The 23,034-nt window shown below is 60.7% G+C and carries 24 protein-coding genes; 9 read left to right on the top strand and 15 right to left on the bottom strand.

What is annotated here, in order from left to right:
- Positions 1–69: 69 nt before the first annotated feature.
- Positions 70–1,035: a bifunctional biotin--[acetyl-CoA-carboxylase] ligase/biotin operon repressor BirA gene (gene birA / locus GWQ27_RS05880; RefSeq protein ID WP_275906902.1), complete on the bottom strand. Its 966-nt coding sequence runs from the start codon at positions 1,033–1,035 to the stop codon at positions 70–72.
- Entirely contained in the window at positions 1,032–2,069 is a 1,038-nt protein-coding gene (gene murB, locus GWQ27_RS05875) for a UDP-N-acetylmuramate dehydrogenase (RefSeq protein ID WP_275906901.1), read from the bottom strand. Before murB ends, birA begins: the two co-directional genes overlap by 4 nt.
- A gap of 127 nt (positions 2,070–2,196) precedes the next feature.
- Here murB and GWQ27_RS05870 point away from each other — a divergent pair, with 127 nt between their 5' ends.
- Together GWQ27_RS05870 and GWQ27_RS05865 are read left to right on the top strand one after the other, a co-directional pair.
- A complete protein-coding gene (locus GWQ27_RS05870; protein ID WP_021139864.1) occupies positions 2,197–2,850 on the top strand; it encodes a TrkA family potassium uptake protein in 654 nt (217 codons plus the stop codon).
- A complete protein-coding gene (locus tag GWQ27_RS05865; protein ID WP_275906900.1) occupies positions 2,847–4,202 on the top strand; it encodes a TrkH family potassium uptake protein in 1,356 nt (451 codons plus the stop codon). The genes GWQ27_RS05870 and GWQ27_RS05865 overlap by 4 nt, the downstream gene beginning before the upstream one ends.
- An 80-nt stretch (positions 4,203–4,282) precedes the next feature.
- On the opposite strand, the gene GWQ27_RS05860 is transcribed toward GWQ27_RS05865, so the two are convergent.
- Positions 4,283–6,253 carry a DNA topoisomerase III gene (locus GWQ27_RS05860; protein WP_275906899.1) on the bottom strand — a complete coding sequence of 657 codons (1,971 nt, stop codon included), beginning with the start codon at positions 6,251–6,253 and terminating at the stop codon, positions 4,283–4,285.
- Between the two features lie 366 nt (positions 6,254–6,619).
- Between GWQ27_RS05860 and GWQ27_RS05855 the strand changes: the two genes are divergently transcribed.
- Both GWQ27_RS05855 and torA read left to right on the top strand, forming a co-directional pair.
- Entirely contained in the window at positions 6,620–7,750 is a 1,131-nt protein-coding gene (locus tag GWQ27_RS05855; RefSeq protein WP_275906898.1) for a NapC/NirT family cytochrome c, read from the top strand.
- A 22-nt stretch (positions 7,751–7,772) separates the two neighbouring features.
- Positions 7,773–10,253: a trimethylamine-N-oxide reductase TorA gene (torA, locus tag GWQ27_RS05850; protein WP_275906897.1), complete on the top strand. Its 2,481-nt coding sequence runs from the start codon at positions 7,773–7,775 to the stop codon at positions 10,251–10,253.
- 76 nt (positions 10,254–10,329) lie between these two features.
- Here torA and GWQ27_RS05845 read toward each other — a convergent pair whose 3' ends face one another.
- From GWQ27_RS05845 to GWQ27_RS05830, 4 genes are all read right to left on the bottom strand, one after another.
- Positions 10,330–10,791 (bottom strand): hypothetical protein, encoded by a 462-nt coding sequence (locus tag GWQ27_RS05845; protein ID WP_113721028.1) that lies wholly within the window; start codon positions 10,789–10,791, stop codon positions 10,330–10,332.
- A 130-nt stretch (positions 10,792–10,921) separates the two neighbouring features.
- A complete protein-coding gene (locus GWQ27_RS05840) occupies positions 10,922–12,271 on the bottom strand; it encodes a sensor histidine kinase (RefSeq protein ID WP_021139858.1) in 1,350 nt (449 codons plus the stop codon).
- 37 nt (positions 12,272–12,308) lie between these two features.
- Positions 12,309–12,965, bottom strand: a complete 657-nt coding sequence (locus tag GWQ27_RS05835) for a response regulator transcription factor (RefSeq protein WP_005318517.1) — start codon at positions 12,963–12,965, stop codon at positions 12,309–12,311.
- Between the two features lie 106 nt (positions 12,966–13,071).
- Positions 13,072–13,404, bottom strand: coding sequence for a hypothetical protein (locus tag GWQ27_RS05830; protein WP_005318516.1), 333 nt, complete (start codon positions 13,402–13,404; stop codon positions 13,072–13,074).
- 63 nt (positions 13,405–13,467) lie between these two features.
- Here GWQ27_RS05830 and GWQ27_RS05825 point away from each other — a divergent pair, with 63 nt between their 5' ends.
- Entirely contained in the window at positions 13,468–13,716 is a 249-nt protein-coding gene (locus tag GWQ27_RS05825; RefSeq protein ID WP_021139857.1) for a PepSY domain-containing protein, read from the top strand.
- Between the two features lie 47 nt (positions 13,717–13,763).
- Here GWQ27_RS05825 and GWQ27_RS05820 read toward each other — a convergent pair whose 3' ends face one another.
- Both GWQ27_RS05820 and msrP read right to left on the bottom strand, forming a co-directional pair.
- Positions 13,764–14,396 carry a protein-methionine-sulfoxide reductase heme-binding subunit MsrQ gene (locus GWQ27_RS05820; protein WP_275906896.1) on the bottom strand — a complete coding sequence of 211 codons (633 nt, stop codon included), beginning with the start codon at positions 14,394–14,396 and terminating at the stop codon, positions 13,764–13,766.
- A 73-nt stretch (positions 14,397–14,469) separates the two neighbouring features.
- A complete protein-coding gene (msrP, locus tag GWQ27_RS05815) occupies positions 14,470–15,474 on the bottom strand; it encodes a protein-methionine-sulfoxide reductase catalytic subunit MsrP (protein WP_169046975.1) in 1,005 nt (334 codons plus the stop codon).
- A gap of 372 nt (positions 15,475–15,846) precedes the next feature.
- Between msrP and GWQ27_RS05810 the strand changes: the two genes are divergently transcribed.
- On the top strand, positions 15,847–16,329 hold the full coding sequence (locus tag GWQ27_RS05810) for a DUF1097 domain-containing protein (RefSeq protein WP_275906895.1): 483 nt from the start codon (positions 15,847–15,849) through the stop codon (positions 16,327–16,329).
- Positions 16,330–16,384: 55 nt separating this feature from the next.
- On the opposite strand, the gene GWQ27_RS05805 is transcribed toward GWQ27_RS05810, so the two are convergent.
- From GWQ27_RS05805 to GWQ27_RS05790, 4 genes are all read right to left on the bottom strand, one after another.
- The gene (locus GWQ27_RS05805; RefSeq protein ID WP_059168192.1) at positions 16,385–17,665 is read right to left on the bottom strand and encodes a sigma 54-interacting transcriptional regulator; all 1,281 of its coding nucleotides are present in this window, start codon (positions 17,663–17,665) and stop codon (positions 16,385–16,387) included.
- On the bottom strand, positions 17,662–18,177 hold the full coding sequence (locus GWQ27_RS05800) for a hypothetical protein (RefSeq protein ID WP_058395097.1): 516 nt from the start codon (positions 18,175–18,177) through the stop codon (positions 17,662–17,664). The genes GWQ27_RS05805 and GWQ27_RS05800 overlap by 4 nt, the downstream gene beginning before the upstream one ends.
- Before the next feature lie 8 nt (positions 18,178–18,185).
- Positions 18,186–19,586 carry an ATP-binding protein gene (locus GWQ27_RS05795; protein ID WP_275906894.1) on the bottom strand — a complete coding sequence of 467 codons (1,401 nt, stop codon included), beginning with the start codon at positions 19,584–19,586 and terminating at the stop codon, positions 18,186–18,188.
- Between the two features lie 104 nt (positions 19,587–19,690).
- On the bottom strand, positions 19,691–19,783 hold the full coding sequence (locus GWQ27_RS05790) for a YnhF family membrane protein (protein WP_096071838.1): 93 nt from the start codon (positions 19,781–19,783) through the stop codon (positions 19,691–19,693).
- A 126-nt stretch (positions 19,784–19,909) separates the two neighbouring features.
- Here GWQ27_RS05790 and GWQ27_RS05785 point away from each other — a divergent pair, with 126 nt between their 5' ends.
- Positions 19,910–20,470, top strand: a complete 561-nt coding sequence (locus GWQ27_RS05785) for a 2-amino-4-hydroxy-6-hydroxymethyldihydropteridine diphosphokinase (protein WP_005318495.1) — start codon at positions 19,910–19,912, stop codon at positions 20,468–20,470.
- Here GWQ27_RS05785 and GWQ27_RS05780 read toward each other — a convergent pair.
- The gene (locus tag GWQ27_RS05780; protein ID WP_111588569.1) at positions 20,396–21,100 is read right to left on the bottom strand and encodes an SDR family oxidoreductase; all 705 of its coding nucleotides are present in this window, start codon (positions 21,098–21,100) and stop codon (positions 20,396–20,398) included. The genes GWQ27_RS05785 and GWQ27_RS05780 overlap by 75 nt on opposite strands.
- A gap of 141 nt (positions 21,101–21,241) precedes the next feature.
- Here GWQ27_RS05780 and GWQ27_RS05775 point away from each other — a divergent pair, with 141 nt between their 5' ends.
- Positions 21,242–21,646: a CBS domain-containing protein gene (locus tag GWQ27_RS05775; RefSeq protein ID WP_059113722.1), complete on the top strand. Its 405-nt coding sequence runs from the start codon at positions 21,242–21,244 to the stop codon at positions 21,644–21,646.
- Here the strand turns inward: GWQ27_RS05775 and GWQ27_RS05770 are convergent.
- Positions 21,643–22,179, bottom strand: a complete 537-nt coding sequence (locus tag GWQ27_RS05770; RefSeq protein WP_275906893.1) for a DUF2301 domain-containing membrane protein — start codon at positions 22,177–22,179, stop codon at positions 21,643–21,645. The two genes, GWQ27_RS05775 and GWQ27_RS05770, sit on opposite strands and share 4 nt — an antisense overlap.
- A gap of 85 nt (positions 22,180–22,264) precedes the next feature.
- On the opposite strand from GWQ27_RS05770, the gene GWQ27_RS05765 reads away from it, so the two are divergent.
- Positions 22,265–23,029: a transporter substrate-binding domain-containing protein gene (locus tag GWQ27_RS05765; protein WP_059168197.1), complete on the top strand. Its 765-nt coding sequence runs from the start codon at positions 22,265–22,267 to the stop codon at positions 23,027–23,029.
- The last annotated feature ends 5 nt before the right edge of the window (positions 23,030–23,034 follow it).

Raw genomic sequence — 23,034 nt, 5'->3', positions numbered from 1 at the left:
CACAGTACATGAACGAAGAGGGGGCCTGCAGGCCCCCTCTTCCATTGGTGTCTCTGGCACACCGGGATATCAGTCGCCCCGTCGCAGGGAAATCTCTCCCCCCAGATAGAACTTGATCCCCTCGCTCGTCTCCAGGCGCAGGGCGCCGCGATCATCGATGCCACGGGCGATGCCACGGATTTCCTGCTCCCCCATCAAGAGGCGCACCGGCCGACCGGCGAAGTGATCGAGCCGGTTCCAGTCATCGACAAAGTCCGACAGCCCCTGCTGCTCGAAGGTCAACATGGCCTGTTGCAGGTGGCCAAGCATGCGGGCGGCCAGCAGATTGCGATCCACCAATTCCGGTTTGATGTGGCGAAGCTCGGACCAGGCCTGATCGATCCGCTCACCCTCCCGGGCCGGCATCGCCAGATTGAGGCCCACCCCGATCACCAGGTTGCAGCTGGCACCGGCGCTGCCGCTCATTTCTACCAGAATGCCCGCCAGCTTGCGGCCCTGATAATAGAGATCGTTCGGCCACTTGAGCTCGACCCCCGGATAGCCCAGGGATTCCAGCGCCTGCACCACGGCCACTCCAACCGCCAGACTGAGGCCCATGGCCGCCGCCATGCCCTGCTCGAGTCGCCAATACATGCTCAGGATCAGCTGGCAGCCAAAGGGGGAAACCCAGGGCTTGCCACGGCGACCACGACCGGCAGTCTGGCACTCGGCCAGACAACTCTCGCCGGACTGCAGCTGGTTGACTCGCTCCAGCAGATACTGGTTGGTGGAGTCGATCACCGGGAAGCAGTGCACCGGCGCCATGGGGGCCAACGCCTGCAACTGCGCCTGATCGTACAGCGCCATTGGCACCGCCAGCCGATAACCCTTGCCGGTCAGACTGAACAGGTCAAGCCCCAGCTCCTTGAGCGCTGCCATGTGCTTGCCCACTGCTGCACGGCTGATGCCGAGCTGCTCGCCGAGCTGCTCGCCGGAGTGAAACTGGCCATCGCTGAGCAGGGTGACCAGTGTCTGCCTGATGGGAGTAAGCGTCATGCCAGTACCTCATCGAGCCAAGTCTCACCGGTCAGCCCAATGAAGCGCACTTCGTGCTCCAGCACCACCCCGAATTTCTGCTCCACGCTGTCGCGCACATGGGCCGCCAGAGCGATGAGCTCCATGGCGCTGGCCCCCCCCAGATTGACCAGCACCAACGCCTGTTCCTGGTGGACGGCTGCGCGGCCGATGGCAAAACCCTTGAGACCGCACTGATCGATGAGCCAGCCAGCCGCCAGCTTGGCCTGCCCTTCCCCGGCCGGGTAGCAGGGCATCTGCGGATATTGCTGCTTGAGCGTGTCGGCCTGCGTCGTCGTTACCACGGGGTTCTTGAAGAAACTGCCCGCATTGCCGAGCAGGTTGGGATCCGGCAGCTTGGCCATCCGGGTGGCGCAGACGGTATCGAAGATGGCCTGCGCCGTGGGCGTGTCACCGAGCGCCGCCAGCGGGCCATAACCCAGCATGGGCGTCCAGGCCTTGGGCAGACGCAGACCGACGGCGGTAATGAAGTGAGAATCCTGACAGGCGTGCTTGAAGATGCTGTCACGGTAGCCGAAATGACAATCGGCGGCCTTGATCCGCTCCACCTGACCGCTCTGCCAGTTGAATGCCTCCACATAGGCACAGAAACGAGCCAGCTCGACCCCGTAAGCACCGATATTCTGCACCGGCGCGGCGCCGACTGTGCCCGGGATCAGCGCCAGATTCTCCAGACCATACCATCCCTGTTGCAGGGCATGACACACCAGTTGATGCCAGTCCTCACCGGCGGCCACATGCAACAGCCAGTGATCCCCCTCATCCTGCAGTGCGATACCCTTCAGCCGGTTGAGTACCACCAGGCCAGCGAAATCATTGCAAAACAATATATTGCTGCCACCACCCAACACCAGGCGGGGCAATTCTGCCAGTTCAGGACTGGCCAGGATCTGCGGCAGGTCATCAAGATTGTCTACCTCCGCCAGCCAGAGGCAGTGGGCATCGAGGGCCAGGGTGTTGAGCGTCAACAAGGAGGCGTGGGGGGTGAGTTTCATCTGCGTGTCCCGACAATAGCAAGCGGGCAGTCTACCTTATATTCCCGCCGGACGAAAAATCCCGCCCTCTTTTCGGACTCGATCTGCTGGAGTAGAGTATCCGGCTCCGACTCCCGAGGAAGTACTCATGAACAACCAATTTGCCGTCATCGGACTGGGGCTGTTTGGCAGCGCCCTGTGCGAAGAGCTGCAACGGCAGGATGCCGAGGTGCTGGCGATTGATATCGACGAAAGCAAGACCCGCCAGATAGCCACTCTGTGCAGCCATGTCATCGTCGCCGATGCGACCGATGAGGCTACCGTGGCAGAGCTGGGGCTGGCCAACTTCGACATCGTTTTTGTCGCCATCGGTGACAACCTCGAGACCAGCATACTCACCACGCTCGTCCTGAAAGAGGCGGGCGTGAAGAAGGTGTGGGTCAAGGCCCGTGACAAGTTTCACGCCAAAATCCTGCATAAAGTCGGGGCCGACAAGGTGATCAACCCGGAGTGGGACATGGGCCGACGAGTTGCCCAGAGCATGCTGGACAACCGGTTGTTCGACTATCTGGAGCTGGGCCACGACATGGTGCTGACCGAAGTCGTTATCGGTCTGCAGCAAAATGCCCGCAATCTCGGTGACTTGCATCTGCTGCAACAGAACGACTTCCAGCTGCTCGCCATCAAGCGAGGCGATGTGCTGCATAACGTGCTGACCGGCAAGATGGAGCTGCAACTGGGCGACATACTGATCATGGCGGGCAACAAACACGCCATCGACCACTGGCTGGAAACCCTGTGATCAATTGGCGCAGCAGCTACGCCTTCGCCCTGCATCGGGATGACAACTCCCGCTGGAGCGAAGCCAAGCTGATCCTGGGCAGCTTTCTGGTCATCCTGCTGATCGGCACCATTTTTCTGGTGCAACCCTCCAGCCACAATGGCGAGGTGACCTTCGTCAACGCCCTGTTCACCGCCACCTCGGCCATCAGCGTGACCGGGCTCGGTGTGGTGGATACAGGTACCGCCTTCACGCTGCAGGGACAGATCTTCCTGTTGATATTGATGGAGATTGGCGGTCTGGGTCAGATGACAATGACACTGCTGCTGATCGCCATGTTCAGCAAACGGGTCGGCCTGCGCCAGCAGGTACTGGCCAAGGAGGCGCTGGGACAGGAGGGCTCGGTCAACATAGTGGGGCTGGTCAGACGCATAGTGCTGTTCGCCTTTATCGCCCAGCTGATCGGCACCGCTGTCATGGCCATCCGCTGGGTGCCCGATATGGGCTGGGAACGCGGTCTTTATGTCAGCTTCTTCCATGCAGTTTCCGCCTTCAACAACGCCGGTTTTTCACTGTTTCCCAACAGCCTGATGGATTATCGGGATGATCCCCTGATCTCGCTGACGATTGCGCTCTTGCTGATCCTGGGAGGCATAGGCTTTACCGTCATCGTCGATCTGGTACGCAACCGCCGCTGGCGCAAACTGAAGCTGCACAGCAAGCTGATGCTGGTGATGACCCTTGCCCTGCTGCTGCTGGGCACCCTGATGTTCTGGCTGCTAGAGCGCAACAATCCGGGCACCCTTGGCGCCACCTCCTTTGGGGGACAGTGGCTGGCTGCCTTCTTTCACTCTGCCAGTGCGCGGACCGCGGGCTTCAATACCATAGATATCGGGCTTATGACTCCGGCGGCCCTGCTGTTCCTGATGATGCTGATGTTTATCGGGGCGGGTACCACCTCTACCGGCGGTGGTATCAAGGTGACCACCTTTGCGGTGGTGCTGCTGGCGACCCGTGCCTTCCTGAGCAAGCGACCCCATGTCACCGCCTTTGGTCGCACCTTGTCACCCCAGATAGTGACCCGCTCGCTGGCCATCATCATGGTCAGCACCATGGTACTGATGCTGGCGATGTTCCTGCTGATGGTGACCGAGGATCTGCCGTTCGACAAAATCATGTTCGAGACCGTCTCTGCGTTCGCCACTGTGGGGCTTTCTACCGGCATTACTGCCTCCTTGAGCGAGCCGGGAAAGCTTATCCTGGTACTGGTGATGATCTGTGGTCGTCTCGGCCCGCTGACCCTGGCCTTCATGCTGGCTCGCCCGAGCGAAACCCGCATCAAGTATCCGGAAGAGAGTGTCTATACGGGCTAGTCCAGGTGCAATATAGAAAAAGGGGCCAAGAGCCCCTTTTTCTATTTGGCTTATCCAGCCTGGTATTGCGGCGCGGCGACTCAGGTCGCCTTGCTCTTGGCCGGGCGCTTGCCGGCACTCTTGCGAGGAGTGCCAGTGGTGCCTGCACTGCTCTTGCGACGGGGAAAACGCGGCTTGCCGGCCCCCGGCGCCGCCTTGGGCAGGGCGCTGAAGCTGGCGCCGGAATCCTGCCTGGCCCCCTCGATCAAGGTGTTCAACTGCTCCGTCAGTGGCCCCATAAATTGCTGATAGCTGGCGTGCCGCTCGGCAATCTGGCCCAGGCTCTGCTCCCACAGAGCCGTCATGTCCGGCGTGGTAGCGGTGGCGGGCAGCGCCAGGATCAGTGCCCGTCCAGTGGGTGTGCCCTTGATACTCTTGCCCTGGCGCACCAGAAAACGACGCCTGAACAGCAGGTCTATGATGCCGGCCCGGGTCGCCTCTGTACCCAGGCCATCGGTCTCGCGCAGGGTCTTGCGGATCTCGGGATCCTGCACGTAGCGGGCTATGCCGGTCATGGCGGCCAGCAAGGTGGCATCGGTGAACGACTTGGGCGCCTGGGTCATCTTCTCCAGCAGCTCGCCGCGCTTGCACAGCAATTGCTCCCCCTCTTTCAGGGCGGGCAGGGTACCGGCTTTCTCTTCGTCGTCATCTTCTTCCACCCCCAGCAGGGCCTTCCAGCCCGCCTTGAGGATCCGCCGCGCCTTGGCCTGGAACAGGCCACCCGCGATACGCAGCAGCACCTTGCTGTCGTTGTACTCGAACGGCGGGTAGAACTGCAGCAGGTATTGGCGCGCCACCAGACCGTAGATTTTGGCCTCATCGCCGCTGAGACTGCCCTCGTTGCCACGCTTCTCGGTGGGGATGATGGCGTGGTGGGCATCCACCTTGCTGTCATTCCACGCCTTGCTGCGGATCTTGCCGTCCGCCTCGCTCACCGCCCTGGCGAATGCCGGCGCAGTAGCAGCGATGGCCTCCCGCACCTGGGCGGCCCGGTTGAAGTGATCGCTGGGCAGGTGACGGCTGTCGGATCGGGGATAAGTGATGAGCTTGTGGCGCTCGTAGAGTCCCTGACAGACATCCAGCACTCGCTTGGCATCCATGCCAAAGCGCTTGGCGGCATCGATCTGCAAACTGGAGAGGTTGTAGGGCAGCGGCGCCGCCTGCTTGCGGGCCTGTTCCTCTACCTCTTCCACCGATGCTGGTTGGCCATTGATGCGACTGACCACTTTCTCCGCCAGCGCCCGGTTGAGCACCCGCCCCTCCTCATCCTGCCAGGGCAGGCAGGCCTCGGAGGGCAGCCACTTGGCACTGAAGCGCTCGTTGCCATCGGTCACCAGATGGGCCAGCACCTCATAGAAGGGCTTTGGTACGAAGGCCTCTATCTCCAGATCCCGCCGCACCACCAGCCCCAACAGCGGGGTCTGTACCCGACCGACCGACAGCAGTTCGCTGCAACCGCCCTTGCGACCGAGCAGGGTGTAAGCACGGGTCATGTTGATGCCATAGAGCCAGTCGGCACGGCTGCGGGCCAGTGCCGATACCGCCAGCGGCACGAACTCCTTGTTGTCTCTGAGCTTGTCGAGGGCGCGGCGCACCGCCGGCGGATTGAGATCGCTGATAAGGCAGCGCTGCACCGGTCTGGTCTTGGGGTAACCGAGAAAGTCGATCACCTCGTCCACCAGCAGTTGCCCTTCCCTGTCCGGGTCACCGGCATTCACCACGCAGTCGGCCAGCTTGATCAGCCGCTTGATGACGGTTAGCTGGGTCTTGGTCTTGGGCTTGGCCACCAGTTGCCACTGGGCGGGGATAATGGGCAGTTGCTCCATGCGCCACTGCTTGAAGGCGGCGTCGTAGGCATCGGGCTCGGCCTGCTCCAGCAGGTGGCCGATGCACCAAGTCACCACATCCCCCTGGGCAGTTTCGATGAAACCGTCCCCCTTCTTGTGGGGCTTGGGCAACACATCGGCAATGGCTCGGCCAAGACTGGGCTTCTCGGCGATAAAGAGTCGCATGGTAAACACACCTGAATACTGTATATGCGAACAGTATATACCGAGCCTTTTGCAAAGCCCAAGCCTGGCCATCCGCGGGTTCGGTGATCACGAGCACACAGTCGGTCAGAGGTGCGACTCGGGATAAAGCGGGCGACTACCCTTCAAGATGCTAATGCGGGCCATGTAATGAAACCTGACCCGAACGAGTTCGAATAGGATAAGAAAAGCATGGATATTAAATTAAATTCAATTAAATGATAAAATACAAAATAATTAATGCATTTAATATGGCATTGCAAAATAAAAATCATGATAGAGGTCAATCCCCAGCCTCTCTCTAGCTACTACTATATTGGTAATATTTGATCGTAGGAAAATGCCGCCATGCTTGGAAAATTATTGAGAAAGACCTGGTTCTGGCTCCTGCTGCTCGGAGCCCTGCTGGGCGTCGCGGCATTGGGTGTCACCATGACAGTGATGCATAAAACCAGTTCTACCGAGTTTTGCGTCTCCTGCCACTCCATGCAAACCCCGCTGGCCGAGTATCAGGGCAGCGTCCACTTCCAGAACGTGAAGGGCATCCGGGCCGAGTGTGCAGACTGTCACATCCCCAATGAACCCAGCGCCTATCTGTGGACCAAGATCCGCGCCGTGAAGGATATCTATCATGAGGCGATCGGCACCCTGGACACCCCTGAGAAATACGAGTCGCACAAGCTGCGCATGGCCCAGTCGGTGTGGGACGAGCTCAAAGCCAATGACTCTGCCACCTGCCGCAGCTGCCACAGCTACGCCGCCATGGACATTCTGGCCCAACGCCCCAATGCCCGGGCCGAGCACCCGGTCGCCATCAAGGAAGGCCAGACCTGTATCGACTGCCACCGCGGTGTCGCCCACATCATGCCTGACATGAGCGAGCTGGCTGCCGCCGGCGCGAGCGAGCTGGCCCAGGCTGCCGCCCAGACTCCGGCCAACGTCACTACTCGTTACGCCATCGCCACGGCGCCGCTGTTCCTCGATGCCGCCGCCAAGACAGACGAAGGCACCCTGATGCCCTCCACCAAGGTGGAAGTACTGGCCAACGAAAATGGCCGTGCCCAGGTGCAGATCGAAGGCTGGCAACAGGACGGCGTGAGTGAAGTCTTCTACGCCGCTCCCGGCAAGCGGATCCTCAGCGTGCTGGTAGGCGATGCCGCCAAAAAATCCCTGGTCACCGGCCAGAGCGAAACCGACAGCGCCACCAACCTCACCTGGCATCAGGTCAAACTGACCGCCTGGGTGGATCAGACCCAGCTCATTGGCGATCAGGGCAAGCTGTGGCAATACGCCTCCACCCTGATGTCCAACAACTGCACCGGCTGCCACGGCCTCACGGCGCTGGATCACTTCAATGCCAACCAGTGGATCGGCGTCATCAAGGGGATGGAAAACCGTACCTCCCTGACCCCGGAACAGGCTCGCATGTTGACCCAATACGTCCAGAAACATGCCAGTGACATGAGCGCGGCGCACTAAGGCTGGCACAGAGGAAATCGTCATGACTTTTTTTACCGATAAGAACACCAATCTGTCCCGCCGCAACCTGCTCAAGGGGCTCGGCGCCTGCGCGGCCTTGCCGCTGCTCGCCGGCATCTTCCCGAAGAGTGCGCTGGCCCAGGCCATCAGCACGGCGCTGGAACAGTTCCCGACCCTGGTCCCGGCCCAGAAAGGCATACTGACCGGCGCCCACTGGGGTGCCTTCGAAGCCATAGTCGAAGATGGCCGCATGGTGCGCGTCCAGCCGGTAGCCGATGATCCGGCGCCAAACGACCTCATCGACATGGCGCCCTACCAGGTCCATGCCAAGAACCGCATCAAGTACCCCATGGTGCGCAAGAGCTGGCTGGAGCAGGGCCCTGGTGCCAGACCCGAGCTGCGCGGCGCCGACGAATGGGTGCGGGTGAGCTGGGACAAGGCCATCGAACTGGTGGCCGGCGAGATAGGCCGGGTACAGAGCGACTTCGGCCCGCAGGCGATCCACGCCGGTTCCTACGGCTGGAAGAGCGTCGGCATGTTCCACAACAGCCGTACCCTGCTGCACCGCCTGATGAACCTGGCCGGTGGCTTCACCGGTTATGCCGGTGACTACTCCGCCGGCGCCGCCCAGGTGATCATGTCCCACGTCATGGGCTCCATCGAGGTGTATGAGCAGCAGACCGCCTGGCCGAACGTGATCGAACACGCCGAACTGGTGGTGCTGTGGGGCGTCAACGCCCAGGTAACCCTGAAGAACAGCTGGAACATGCCGGACCACGAGGGTCAGGCCGGCTTCCAGGCACTGAAGGAGAAGGGCACCCGCATCATCAGCATCGATCCCGTCTACAACGAGACCGCCAAGCTGGCCGGGGCCGAGTGGATTGCACCGAACGCCTATACCGACGTGGCCATGATGCTGGGGGTGGCCCACACCCTGTATACCGAGCAGAAGCACGATCAGGCCTTCCTCGATCGCTACACCAGTGGTTTCGACAAGTTCCTCACCTACCTGCTGGGCAAGGAGGATGGTCAGCCGAAGAGTGCCGAGTGGGCGAGCACAGTCTGCGGTGTCGATGCAGCCGTGATCCGTCAGCTGGCCCTCGACATGGCGTCCAAGCGCACCATGATCATGGCGGGCTGGGGCATGCAACGTCAGCATCACGGCGAGCAGCCCAACTGGATGCTGGTGACCCTGGCCGCCATGCTGGGCCAGATCGGCCTGCCCGGTGGCGGCTACGGCTTCAGCTACCACTACTCCTCCGGTGGCAGCCCCACCGCCAAGGGGGGCATACTGGCGGGTATCTCGGCCGGCAACGCGCCCAAGAACAGTCCGGCCCCGATCCCGGTGGCCCGCATCGCCGACTGTCTCGCCAACCCGGGCAAGACCATCGACTTCAACGGTCGTCAGGTGACTTATCCGGACATCAAGCTGGTCTATGTGGCGGGTGGCAACCCCTTCCACCACCATCAGGACACCAACAACCTGCTCAAGGCCTGGCGCAAGCCACAGACCGTGATAGTCCATGAACCCTACTGGACCGCCACCGCCAAGCACGCAGACATAGTGCTGCCGGCCACCACCAGCTACGAGCGCAACGATCTGGAGATGGGGGGCGATTACTCCCAGCGCTACGTGTTCCCCATGCACCGGTGCGTGCCGCCCCAGCACGAGTCACGCAACGACTTCGACATCTTCAGCGCCATTGCCGCCAAGCTGGGCCTGCTGGAAGCCTACACCGAAGGCAAGGACGAGATGCTGTGGCTCAAGCAGATGTATGACGGCATGGCCGCCCAGGCCCGTGGTGCGCGGGTGGCGCTGCCGCCATTCAACATGTTCTGGGAGTCCAACAACTACATCCGCTTCCCCATTCCGGAGGCGAACCGCCAGTGGATCCGTCACGCCGACTTTCGCGAGAACCCCTTGCTCAACCCGCTCGGCACCCCGTCCGGCAAGATCGAGATCTTTTCCAACACCATCGCCGGCATGGGCTATGCCGACTGCGCCGGCCATCCCAAGTGGTATGAGCCCAAGGAGTGGGTGAAGAGCGAGGCAGCCAGCCGTTATCCGCTGTCGCTCAACACCTCGCATCCGACCCAACGCCTGCACTCCCAGCTGGACAACACGCCGCTGCGAGACAAGTTTGCCATCGCCGATCGGGAGGCCATTCTGATCCACCCGGATGATGCCAAGGCTCGTGGCATTCAGGATGGGGATCTGGTGCGTGCCTTCAACGATCGCGGCCAGATCCTGGTGGGTGCCCTGGTGTCGAAAGACATACGTCCTGGCGTGGTGCGCATCTGTGAAGGGGCCTGGTTCGACCCGGCCAAACCCGGCGAGGCGGGGGCCATCTGCAAGAACGGCAACGTCAACTGCCTGACCTTCGACGAGGGCACCTCCAGCCTGGCGCAGGGCAACTGTGGCCACATGGCCCAGCTGCAGATCGAGAAATACAGGGGCCCGGCACTGGCAAATACCGCTCACGCGGTCCCGGCCAACGGCTGAGTCCACACTCGACCAACAAAAACGGCGCCATCAGGCGCCGTTTTTTATTGCTGTCAATGTGCTATGGCTTGGTGACTCAGAAGTCGCCTTCCTGCATATACTCTTCCGCGCACTCCACCAGCTGTGGCCAGAGCTCTTCCGACACCCAGGCATCCGGGTCATCTTCGTCGCCATCGTATTGGGTCCAGAAATAGCGGCGCAGGCCGGCGGCGAAGTCATCACTGACTTCGGCCAGCTCGGAGAGCGGCCCCAGCCAGGCGATACGACGCAGGCCGGAGGCAAGATCGTTGAGCGCATCCACCAAGGCACGATCGTCGCTGATCTGCTCCACCAGCAGAGTGAAGCGCTCGCGGGCGCTGGCAACTTCGTCTTCATCCAGCTCGCCGGCATCGGCCAGTAGATCGATGAAATCTTCCAGCAGGAATGCGATCAGGCTATCTCTGTCTTCAAACCACTGAAGCTGTGCCCCCTTGATCCCCAACACGGAGGAATCGAACGAGTCATCAAGGTGACATAGTGCCCATGGATCGTCTGTCATTGCTACCCTTCCTCAGGCTTGAACAAGTGTCTTATCTTATGCCTGACCTTCCCCCCTTGCCACCTGGGCAGTGAAGGGACGCGGCCAGACCACCACAATTCCATCAGCCCCATAACGGGGCTGATAATATCTAGCTCTCTACCCTGGCCACCTTGGGCAGTGACAGAGACGCAGCCAGACCACCCAACTCCGCCCGACCCATGATGAGGTTGCCTCGATAGGCCTCGGCCAGATCGGAGACTATGTTGAGGCCGAGCCCCGAGCCCGGCACCTTCTCGTCGAGCCGTACCCCGCGCAACACAGCCTTGGCGATCTGATCCTCGCTCATGCCGGGGCCGTCATCCTCGATGCGCAGCGTGATCCAGCCCCCCAGCTCGGCGCTGGAAATACGCAGCTGACCGGCCGACCACTTGTAGGCGTTCTCCAGCAAGTTGCCCACCATCTCGTCGAAGTCCTGCTCCTCCACCCCGACCGCCAGATTGGCCGGTACCTGCAGATCCACCTCCTTGCCCGGATAGAGACGGGAGAAGGCACGGCAGATGTACTCCACCCGTGCCCGCACCGGGGTCGACACCCCTAGGATCTTGGCGGCGCCGGTCACCCGCGCCTTGCCGAGGTGATAGTCGATGTGGCGCTGGATCTGGTCGAGCTGCTCACCGATGGCGGCTTGATCCTCCGGCGACAACTGGGCCACCTGATTGCGCATTATGCTGAGCGGCGTCTTGAGGGCGTGAGCCAGATTACCGGTATGGGAGCGGGCTCGCTGCAGCAGCTCGCTGTAGTGGTGCAGAAGGCGGTTGATGTCTTCCACCAGCGGCTGTATCTCCAGCGGATAACGCAGCCGGAATCCCTCCTGATGCCCCTGATGTACCCGTCCCAGTTCGCGGCGCAGCAGATGCAGCGGACGCAGACCATAGACGATCTGGAACATGAAGCCCAGCACCAGACCCGTGGCGGCGAAGCCGAGGCCCAGGAACAGGCTGATGCGGGTCTTCTTGAGGGTCTGGGTCAAGGCGCTGCTGTCCTTGGCCATCACCAGAGTAAACGTCCGATCCGACCCGGGCAGTAGCACGGTACGCGTCATGATGAGCAGGGGCTCCTTGTTGGGTCCCCTGCCGACAAACAGATCCGGATCGCCAAACGCCGACTTCAGACCCTGCACCTTGAGGTGCACATCCCACAGGGATCGCGAGCGGCTGACCACCTCATCCCCCAGCTCCAGCTGCCAGTAGTAGCCGGAATAGGGTTGACGAAAGCGGGGGTCGGCCATGGGCTCGGTGACGATGGGCAGACCATCTGGCTGGATCTCGAGGCGGGAGAGCAGATCGTAGAGCTGCAGGCGCAGGCCGTCTGCTTCCGCCTCTTGCCAGTAGTTGCGCATCATGGTCTGCAGGCTGAAACCTGTGGCAAACAGGAAGAGACCGCACCAGACCAGCGCTATGACTACCAGTCGCCCCCGCAGGGTCCTGACCAGCCTCATTCACCGCACCCTGGCAGTGGTTGCATCAAGGCCCGACTCATTCGTTGATCCGGTATCCAAGGCCACGCACAGTCTCAATGAGATCGGCGTGGGTCTTCTTGCGGATCCGGCCGATGAAGACTTCGACGGTATTGGAGTCGCGGTCAAAATCCTGGGCATAGATGTGGTCGATCAGCTCGCTGCGCGACACCACCTTGCCCCTGTGCTGCATCAGGTAGCCAAGCACCCGAAATTCGTGGGCGGTGAGCTTGATGGGGGTGCCTTCGTACCAGACCTGGGAGGCCGCCATGTCGAGCCGCACCCCGCCGATCTCCAGGATCGAACTGGCATTGCCCGCCGCCCGTCGCACCAGCGCCTGTACCCGCGCCACCAGCTCCGCCACCTGGAACGGCTTGGTGAGGTAGTCGTCGGCACCGGCATTGAGCCCCTCAATCTTCTCGTGCAGCTGGCCTCGGGCGGTCAGTACCAGCACAGGGGTATCTATCCCCTTGCTGCGCCACTCCTTCAGCACGCTCAGGCCATCGCGACCCGGCAGGCCGAGATCCAGGATGATGGCGTCATAAGGCTCGGTCTCGCCGAGAAAGCCGGCCTCATTGCCATCATGGCAGAGGTCGGTCACGAAACCGGACAGACGCAGCTGTTCGGCTAGCTGGCCCGCCAGGGTCTTCTCATCTTCTACTATCAGAATTCGCATAAATGGGTATCCAAAGCAGGGTTACTCTTGCGTCAACGGAGATGGGAGGGTTGAACAATTGTGCCGGATTGTCAGTTTGGAGCCCAACCTGGCACCCACCCAAAGGTCAATCTTCCTCTTGCGGCGGGCGTGGCTCGAACAGCCGCTCGAGATGGTGGCCCTTGAGCCACACCATCTCCAGATTGTCGGCGCGATAGCCGACCTTGATCACGCTGTTCTCGCTGTCGATGAGCTTGAGCTCATACAGCCAGATGCCATCCTCTTCCCCCAGGTCGACGCGCAGCACGCGCACCGGCAGGAGGGAGGCCACCTCCATCACCTCATGAAAGGGCCTGACCCGACCCTCGCTGACAGCTTGTTGCAGCAAGGCCTCGTTCGGCGTGGTCGCCTGCGCCATCACGGGCAGCAGCAACCCAAGCAGAGACAGGGCTCTATTCATGGGTGATTCATCTCCAAAAACCTAACATAATGCCGTTTATAGTCTGCCAGCCATGAATCCGGAATGAATATGATCCCACGCAGTTTCCTGCTGATCCTTTGCCTTTTCTCCACCCTTGGCTGGGCGGCCCAGGTGCGTCTCGACATGCCGGCGCTGGTCAAGTTGTTGTTGGCCCAAGGGTACCACGACATTCGGGAAGTGGAGCTGGAAGGGGATAAATTCGAGGTAGAAACCCTGGATGCCGACGAACAGCGAGTGCAGTTGCTGGTCGACGCCTACACGGGCGACATCACCAAAAAAGAGGCCGATTAGGCCTCTTTTGCTATGCGAGTTCTGCGCTGTGATGCCTGAGCGGCAACTTACGCCTCTTTCAGCTTCTGGCGTTGACTCTGACGCCAGGGGCGCAGCAACTTCTCCCGCCGTGGCCATAGCAGAGCACAGGCCAGCAGCAGGTAGATGAGCGGTTCCTGCCAGCCACTCTTCACCGACCACCAGTAGTGCACCGGCACCAGCAGGGCAACGGCATAGATCCAGTTGTGCAACTTCTGCCAGGCCGGCCCCATGACCCGCAGCAGGGCAGGGATAGAGGTCAGACTGAGCGCCGCCAGCAACAAGATCGCCACTGCCCCCACCAGTATGTAGCTGCGCTTCACCAGCTCACCGCCAATAAGCCCCCAGTCGAATTGCAGATCCAGCCCCAGCCACACCATAAAGTGCAACCCGGCCCAGGCCGCACACCAGAGCCCGAGAGGGCGGCGCAGCTTGATGAGCTGCCCCTGCCGCCAGCGCTTGGCGAGCGGTGACACCAGCAGAGTGATCAGCAAGAGATTGAGCGCCCCCTTGCCGAGATAGTGGGTCAGCCCCTGCACAGGATCCCCCCCCAGCAGCCCGGCTGGCAAGGCATACCCCAGCCAGAGCAGAAAGCCGAGGGACCCCATATGCACCAGCACTCGCAGGCCCTTGATGTGAACCGCTGTCAGTCTCAGTACCATTTTCTTGAGTCCATGGCTTGATAAGTGAGGACCACCCCATGGGTGCGGCCCTTGGTATGAGCGGTTGTCAGTCTCAGTACCATTGTCTCAGATCCATTCCCTGATAGAGCGAGGCCACCTCGTCGGCATAACCGTTGAACATCAGGGTAGGCTGACGCTTGGCACCGAAGATGCCACCCTCCCCGATGAAGCGCTCGCTGGCCTGACTCCAGCGCGGGTGATCCACCTCCGGGTTGACGTTGGCGTAGAAGCCATATTCGTTCGATGCCAGCAGATTCCAGGTGGTCGGTGGCATCTCTTCCACCAGCCGGATGGAAACTATGCTCTTGATGCTCTTGAAGCCGTACTTCCAGGGCACCACCAGCCGTATCGGTGCCCCGTTCTGGGCGGGCAGCGTCTTGCCATAGAGGCCCATCGCCAGGAAGGAGAGCGGGTTCATCGCCTCGTCAATGCGCAGCCCCTCCACATAGGGATAATCTATGCCCCCTCCAAGAGAACGGGATGCTTGCCCCGGCAACTGCTCGGGGTCATAGAGGGTCTCGAAGGCCACGAACTTGGCGCGACTGGTGGGCTCGGCACGGCGAATGAGCTCCGCCAGACTGATACCGCTCCAGGGCAGCACCATGGACCAGGCCTCTACGCAGCGCAGCCGATAGATGCGCTCCTCCAGCTCTGTCTTGTTGATGAGGTCCCACACATCCAGGGTGAAGGGCTTGGCCACCTCCCCCTCTACCCGCAGTTGCCACGGCTCGGGCTTGAGGTAGTGAGCATTGCGGGCCGGGTCCCCCTTGTCGGTACCCAGCTCATAGAAGTTGTTGTGGGTGGTGGCCTTCTCCTCCGGGGTGATGATCACGCCCTCAGGTCTGGCGGCGGCGCGAATGTTGAGCGGTCTGGTCGATGCGGCAGGTGCCGGTTTGTCGCCGGAGAAGAGGTCGAGCACGCCAGCCTGAGCGGGAAACGCCAGAGTGGCGGCCCCCAGGCCCAACCCTTTGAGGATAAGGCGGCGATCCTGATAAACGGCTTCCGGGGTAACATCCTGTTCGGTGGGATGATGAGAAGAACGGCGCTTGATCAACATGGAAAAACTCCCGGGGCTATGAGGGTAACAACCATAAGACCTGCCCCGGCCGAGTTTTATTTCACGAAAATTTACATGAGCTGGTAAAGGGGCAGAGCCTTGGCCATGGTTCCGACCAGGAACAATGCTACGAATACCAGCAGAGGAACGATCACATTTGGCGCCATCAGACTCACTCCATGAGCAGGACAGGGCTCATAACTATGGTGCAGGGTCGAGCACGCCTCCAATGAATTTTTTTCGCGAGCGCAAGCGTATTCCTGAGTTGAAATGAGTGATGAAGATCACACACAATCTCGCCCCTGCTTGCCGCCCCCCCTGCGCGGGGTAGGCTCCCTTTCTTTACGAATTCCACTACAGAAGAGTCACGCCATGAGCCCATTGATCGCCATCGCCATCACGACCGGGATCCTCTCTGCCGTCTGGGGCTGGGTTGCCGTCACACTCGGCCTCATCTCCTGGGTCGGCTTTCTAGGCTGCACCAGCTACTTCGCCTCCAACGGTGGCTACAAGGCGCTGTTGCAAACCATGCTGTGCAATGGGAGCGGCATGCTATGGGCATTGCTGCTGATCCACGGGGATGCCTGGTGGGGAGCGGGCATGGCGGGCTATATGATGACGGGCGTGGTTGCGACCCTGATGTGTGTGCAGGCAAAGCAGCAGTGGCTGGACTACATTCCCGGCACCTTTGCCGGTTGCTGCGCCACCTTCGGTGCCGCGGGGGAGTGGCGCCTGATACTGCCGTCTCTGGTGATAGGCGCACTATTCGGTTATCTGATGAAAGCGAGCGGGCTCTGGCTCTCCCAGAAAACCCAGAAAGCCCAAACCTCTACCGCCGTAGTCGATCCCGCCTGAATGGCACTCACCAGCGAATAATCCTTCGCCGGGACGCAAACCTACACTGCCCGGCTTATCCCTTCGACTTGAAGTTTGCCGCCTCTATGCCGTGCCGATTCAATAACTTGTAGAAATCGGTACGGTTTCTGCCCGCCATGTTGGCCGCCAGGGTCACGTTGCCCTCAGTGGTACGCAGCAAACGGATCAGATACTCCTTCTCGAACTCGGCCCGCGCCTCGTTGAACGAGGGGATGCCACCGCCACCGCCACTCAGGGCGGACTCCACCATGGACACCCCAATCACAGGACTGCAACAGAGGCTCGCCAGCTGTTCCACCACGCTGTAGAGCTGACGCACGTTACCGGGCCAGGCTGCGGCCGCCAGCATGGCCAGCGACTCGGGTGAAAAACCCAGGGCCGCACAGTCATTGTGACGACTGCGATATTCGTCCAGCGCCTGTCTGGCCAGCAGTGGAATGTCTTCACTGCGGGCGCTGAGAGGTGGCAAGGTGATGTTGGCCACATTGAGGCGGTAGAAGAGATCTTCCCGAAAACGCCCCTCTTCCATCGCCGTCACCAGGTCCTGATGGCTGGAGCTGATGACCCGCACCTCGGGCGTACCCTGACCGTACTCCTGCAACACCTGCAACAGCTTGGCCTGTAGCGATTCCGACAGGTCTCCTATCTCGTCGAGAAACAGGGTCGCGCCTTTGGCTTGTTCGAACAGGCCGGACTGACCGTCCTCGCCAAACAGCTGCAGATCCAGCGCAGGCCACGGCAAGGCGGCGCAGTTGATGACGTGCAGCGGCTTGTCACGGCGACTGCTGGCCTGATGCAGGGCTTGAGTCATCACCCCTTTGCCTGAGCCGGACGGCCCCATGATCAGCACGGGCACTTCCATGCCGGCTATGCTGTTGGCCTGGATCAGCAACTGTTCCATCTGCGGATTGCGGGTCAGGATCAGCGATTGCCACTCCTGTTGCTGCTTTGGGCGTGTCAGGCTCAACGCATGCTCTATGGTGGCAAACAGCTCATCCTTGTCGATGGGTTTGGTGAGAAAACTGAACACCCCGGAGCGGGTAGCCTGGATGGCATCGGGAATGGTGCCGTGGGCTGTCATTATGATGACAGGCAACCCCAGCCACTGTGACTGGATGCGCTCGAACAGCGCCAGGCCGTCCATGCCGGCCATGCGCAAGTCGCTCAACACCAGATCGGCCCGTTGCTGGCGCAGTCTGTCCAGCGCCCCTTCGGCGCTGTCGGCGGTATCCACTTCGTAGCCCTGGCTGCGCAGGCGCATGCTCATCAGCTTGAGCAGGCTGACATCGTCGTCAACCAGCAGGATCCGGCTCATGGCAGGGCCTCGCCACTGCCGTTGAGCTTGCGTTGATTAAGCTGTTCATCGATGGCGGAGAGCTGTTCAATCTGGCGGCGCAGACGCTGCACCTCCTGACTCTGGTCGTCACGACGGCTGTCACGTACCAGCAGCTCCTCACCCAGCGCAATCCAACTGCGCAGGAAAGCCTGGGCATCGAGCCCGAGCTCGGGCAGCAGGCTCTTGAGTTTGTCCAGCCCGGCCCGACGGTTTGCCACCGACTCGGAGGGGTGGGTATTGACCATGGCCAGACTGACCCGGCTCTCGACATCGGTCGCGCCCTTGAGGCGCTGACGCTCCTGCGCCCGCTGCTGAGCGTGACTGGCCAGCAACCAGTCCGAGTATTGCAGGCGTACCTGCATCTCCTTGTTGGCAAACTCCATGCGCTTGGCGAGGGCGAGATCCGGCGACGCCGCCGGGTCACGCGCTGGCAGCAAAGAACAGCCTGTGAGCAGGCCCATCATCAATACCGGAACAACACATTGTTTCATCTTTTGCTTCACTTCAACGTCAACCGGAAACAGACATCAGCCTGTTCGTCTTCAATCAATACCAATTCACCGCCAAGGCTCATCGCCGACTCGCGGGCGATGGAAAGCCCCATGCCGGAACCTTTCAACAAACCTTGCCGAACTATACTGCCCTGCTCGAATGGCTCGAAGATCCGCTCCCGTTCGGCTACCGGAATGACGGGCCCTTCGTTGGCCACCTCCAGCCAGCCGCCGTTGGCATCCTGCCCGGCGCGGATCCAGATCTGGCCACCCCTGGCGCCATAGCTGACCGCATTGGAAAACAGATTATCGAGGATCAATCGCAAGCGATAAGGCTCCGCCTGCAGCATGATGGGATCGGTCGGCAAGTGTACACTGATTTGTTTGGATTCCAGTGCCAGGCGATATTCTGCAGACAATTCTGACAATAAGGGCGCCAGCGCCACCGGCGTCAGGGTAAACACCTCCTGCTGGCTGAGGCGGTTGAAATCGAGCAGACGTTCGATCAGGATCTGCAATCGGCGACTGTTCTCCTCCAGCATCTGGCAGATCTCCTGCTGATCCGGCGTAAGCGGCCCCACCAGCTGCTCGCCAAGCAGGTCCGAGCCCTCCCGCAGCACCGCCAGCGGCGTCTTGAGCTCATGGGAAACATGGCGCAGGAACTGGTATTTCTGCTGTTCCAGCTCCTTGAGCTTGTCGTGCAACCAGTTGATCCGCTCCCCCAATACCACCAACTCTGCCGGCCCGTCCACGGGGCGTTTGTCCGGCTCCACACCCGCACCCAGACTCAAGATCCGCGACTCAATCTGACGCACAGGGTGGATAATCAGATAGGTAAACAGCAGCACCAGCAGCAGGCTGAGCACGGCCACGAAACCGCTGACCCACCAGATCTCTCTCATCAATTCTGCAATCATGGCGCGTACCCGGCTCACATGCTCATCGACCTGGCCTCGGGTAATCACTTCAAGCTGCTGATTAATTTGATTAAATTCATCAAATTGCGGGCTGGCCGAGGCGGCTCTGGCCTTGGCCAGATCCTGCAGGCTCTCGAGCCAGGCCAGCACCTGCTCGAGGCCGGTGTAAGCCTCGGCATCCGGGATCGAGCCCTGATGAGCAGCGAGCAGGCTGCGGTAACTGGCAAGCTGCTGCTGGTAACTGGCCAGGATGCGCTCATCCCCCAGTACCGCATAACGGCGAAGAGTACGTTCCAGATCAATGGCCTGGGTTGTGAGCAGGGTCGCCCGACGGGTATCGCGCACCGCCCGCTCCAGCTCGTCGCTGGTCAACTGGCTCAAGTGTTCGAGGGCCTGACTGTCGTGCCAGATCATGCCGCCCAGCGGCATCAATACCAGGACGAAGCCCATCAATACCACTTGCAGCAAGGAACGTGGGCGTACCTTGGTCATCTTGTGCTGCCTCGATTCATCATGGGTGGGTCAGCATATCTGCACTCCCCCAAAAAGCAAAACCGGCCAGGAGGCCGGTTCATACCGCAAATGAGGGACGGGGTTCACGCCAGACCGACGGATGCCACACAGATAATCAGGATCATTGCCAACGCGCTGGATGCGGTCAACAGTGCCCATTTCAGTTCCACACTCATGCAAACCTCCTTTCTTGCCAACAAGAGCCTGATCACAACAGACAAATGTATGTTAATGCATAGTTAATCCCATAACCGTGAGCCGTGTATACATTTCAGATGAGCCCAACCCAAGGATCGGTGAGCATGTTCTATCTGTGCAGCATTGGATCGAATCTTGATCCCCATATTCACGTCAGTCAGGTGGTTGGCGAACTGCTTGAACACTTTGGCCGCCTGCAGCTGAGTTCGGTGATCCAGACCAAACCGGTGGGAATGCACTCCAGGCACGACTTCCTCAACTGCCTGTTCGTTGCCGAAAGCGGGCTGACAGCCCAGCAGTTGAAAACCCTCTTCATCGCCATGGAACTGGCCCATGGCCGGGATCGCAGCGATCCGAACTGCAAGGTGCTCGACCGGCCGCTGGATATCGACATTCTGGCCAGCAGTGCCGCAGATGATTTTGCCGCGACTCGCGTCGATGCCTATCTCAATGAACTGCTGGCCGAGCTGTATGGCCAGGGAGAAGTGCATGACCGCAAAGTCACGCTACCACTGCATACCCGGCTGATGAAGGGCAAGGTGATCGAGGAGCTGCAGGTAGGCTTGACCCCCTTGCGGCTCAGTCAGGGTTCAGATGACCGCCAGGCTGCGGCCGCCATCTACCCGGATGCTGGCCCCCGTCATGTAGTCGTTCCCCATCAGTAGCTGCACCGCCTGCCAGATAGGCTCAAGCCCGCCTTCCCGCGCCAGCGGCGTCTTCGCCAGCACTTGCTGGCGCCACGCGTCGCCATGCTCGTCGAGAAACAGGATAGGGCCCGGCTCTATGGTGTTGACCCGGATGGCAGGCGCCAGTTCGCGGGCAAAGCTCATGGCAAGGGAGTGGGCTCCGGCCTTGGTGGCCACATAGCTGGCAAACTGGGGCGCCGGAGCGTGAATATAGATATCCGTGATATGGATGATGCTGGCATTGGCATTGCGGGCCAGCTGGGGCGCCAGCGCCCGGTTGAGCCGAAATGGCGCCGCCATGTGTACCCGATAGAACTGATCGAACTGGGCCAGCTGCGCCGCAGCATCTGCCGCCTCTGGTTCGAAGGCCGAGGCGTTGTGGATCACCAGCGCCAGATCCTGCTGTGATGCCAGCACCTCAATGAGCTGGCCGACCTGCTCTTCACAAGCGAAATCCGCCTGCACCAGCGTCACTCCCAGGGCGCGCAGCCGAGCCAGCTCGGGTCGCTCGCTGCGATAGCTGCCCGTTACCTGCCAGCCTGCCGCTACCAGCTGTTCACACAGGTAGAAACCGAGTCGACGGCCACAGCCCGTTACCAATGCACGCATAACCTCTCCTTTTGTCATTGCTCACCAGCCACTGGCATACCCGCGACGGCGGTACCTATCAATCCCCATGGCACAAACCACTGGCCTTGTCCGCCTCACAGCGCCCATAGTGGCACTACACCCCGCTTCTGGAGCCATCATATGCTACATATTCGCGATCACATGAGTCGCCTGACCCACTTCCTCACCCCGCAACTCGGTCTGGCCGAAGCGCTGGATCGGCTGCACCACTCAGGGCTGAGCGGCCTGCCTGTGCTGGATGACCAACAACAGCTGGTCGGGTTTCTCTCCGAACAGGACTGCATTCCCAGTCTGATCACCGGCAGCTACCACTGCGATACCCGCACTCAAGTGGAAGACATGATGAGCCGGACGCCTCTCTCGGTCGACCCGGACGACAGCATTCTGGATCTGGCGCGCCAGATGACCGGGGCAAAACCCAAGATCTATCCGGTGCTGGAGCAGGGCAAAGTGATCGGCATCATCAGCCGCCATCAAGTGATGCAAGCCCTCAATCAGCAGATGAAAGGCTGCCATCAGACCTAAATCTGGTAACGCCCCTTGTCACCGATGTCGAAGTGCAGGGGCATCCGCCACTTTGCCAGACAGAGCAAGCCAAGCAACAGGCCGCATGCCAGGGCAACCGGCGCGGCGGCCCAGCCCAGTTGTGCCCACTCCAGTCCCCACTGCAAGGGCAACAACAGGGGCAGCGCCTTGATGCCCGGAATGGCGAAGCAGAACTGCTCCTTGAACGCCAGTCCGGAGAGCGTCGCCAACGACGCCCCCAACACCAGCACCTCGGGCGCTCCGCTGGCACTCAGTACCAGGCCACCCCAGGCAAACACCTGCAAGATGAAACGGATGCGCTTGTCATAGACATGCAGGCAGAGTCCGCATACCCCGCTGGCCACCACCAGCGCCGTCAACCAGACTGAGGGCGCTAAAAAATCCTGCCCGATCAGCAGGCTGGCCCCTCGACACACCAGCAATAAAGCTGCCAGACTCAAGCCAAGACGATAGAAGCCGACAGATAACCTGTCGATGCCATCCAACTCACTTTCGATTTCAGGATTTGCCATCCGGGGTCGTCTCTGTTGAATATTCGGGCCAATATACTTGAATCATGCCCGTGGGCGATTCCCTATTCCGTGCAGGAGATGTGGTTTGCGAAAGTTACCCCTGCTCTGTCTGCTGTTCCCTCTCTGGCTCCAGGCCAAAGAGCTGGTCATAGGCGGCACCCTTGAGCCGCCGCTGAAGTTTCTGGATGACAAGGCCCAGCCTGGCGGACTCGATGTGGACGTGGTCACCGCCATCTTCAACAAGCTCAAGATCCCCATCAAGATCGAACTGACCGATGCGGGTGCCCGCCTCACCCGCAATGCCGAGACCGGCGTGTATGACCTTGTGATGACCCACTCCTACAAGCCGGAGCGAGAGAGCTACCTGCTCTATCCACAGCAATCCCATCTGCGCCACAGCTGGCACTTCTTCGTGCGCAAAGCCGACATGCTGAGGATCCGCTACGATACCCTGGAAGACCTCAAACCCTGGCGCATCGGGCTGACCAAGGATTTTGCCTACACTCCCGAACTGGCTGCGGCGCTCAAGGACCCCGCCTATCAGATCCAGGAGATCCCCATCAACCAGCTGCAACTGCGCAAACTGATCGCCGGGCGCATTGATACAGTGCCCATGCCGCTGGTTACCGCCTTCGCCCAGATCAGAGAGGAGGGGCTGGAGGGCAAACTCGATTACCTGCCCAAGCCACTCAAGGCCAGCCCCTACTACACCGTCTGGACCAAGGCCAAGGCCGATGCCGATACACCAGCCATGATGACCGCCTACGATGCCGAGTTGTTGCGCATGAAGCGGGATGGCCGACTCAAGGCCATCTACGACAAGTACGGCATTCCCTATATCGAACCCTGATCCCG

Source organism: Aeromonas sp. 5HA1, from assembly GCF_029237245.1.
Taxonomy (GTDB): Bacteria; Pseudomonadota; Gammaproteobacteria; order Enterobacterales; family Aeromonadaceae; genus Aeromonas; species Aeromonas salmonicida.
Note: the sequence above shows the minus strand (reverse complement) of the source record. Positions and strands in the feature narration are given on the sequence as shown.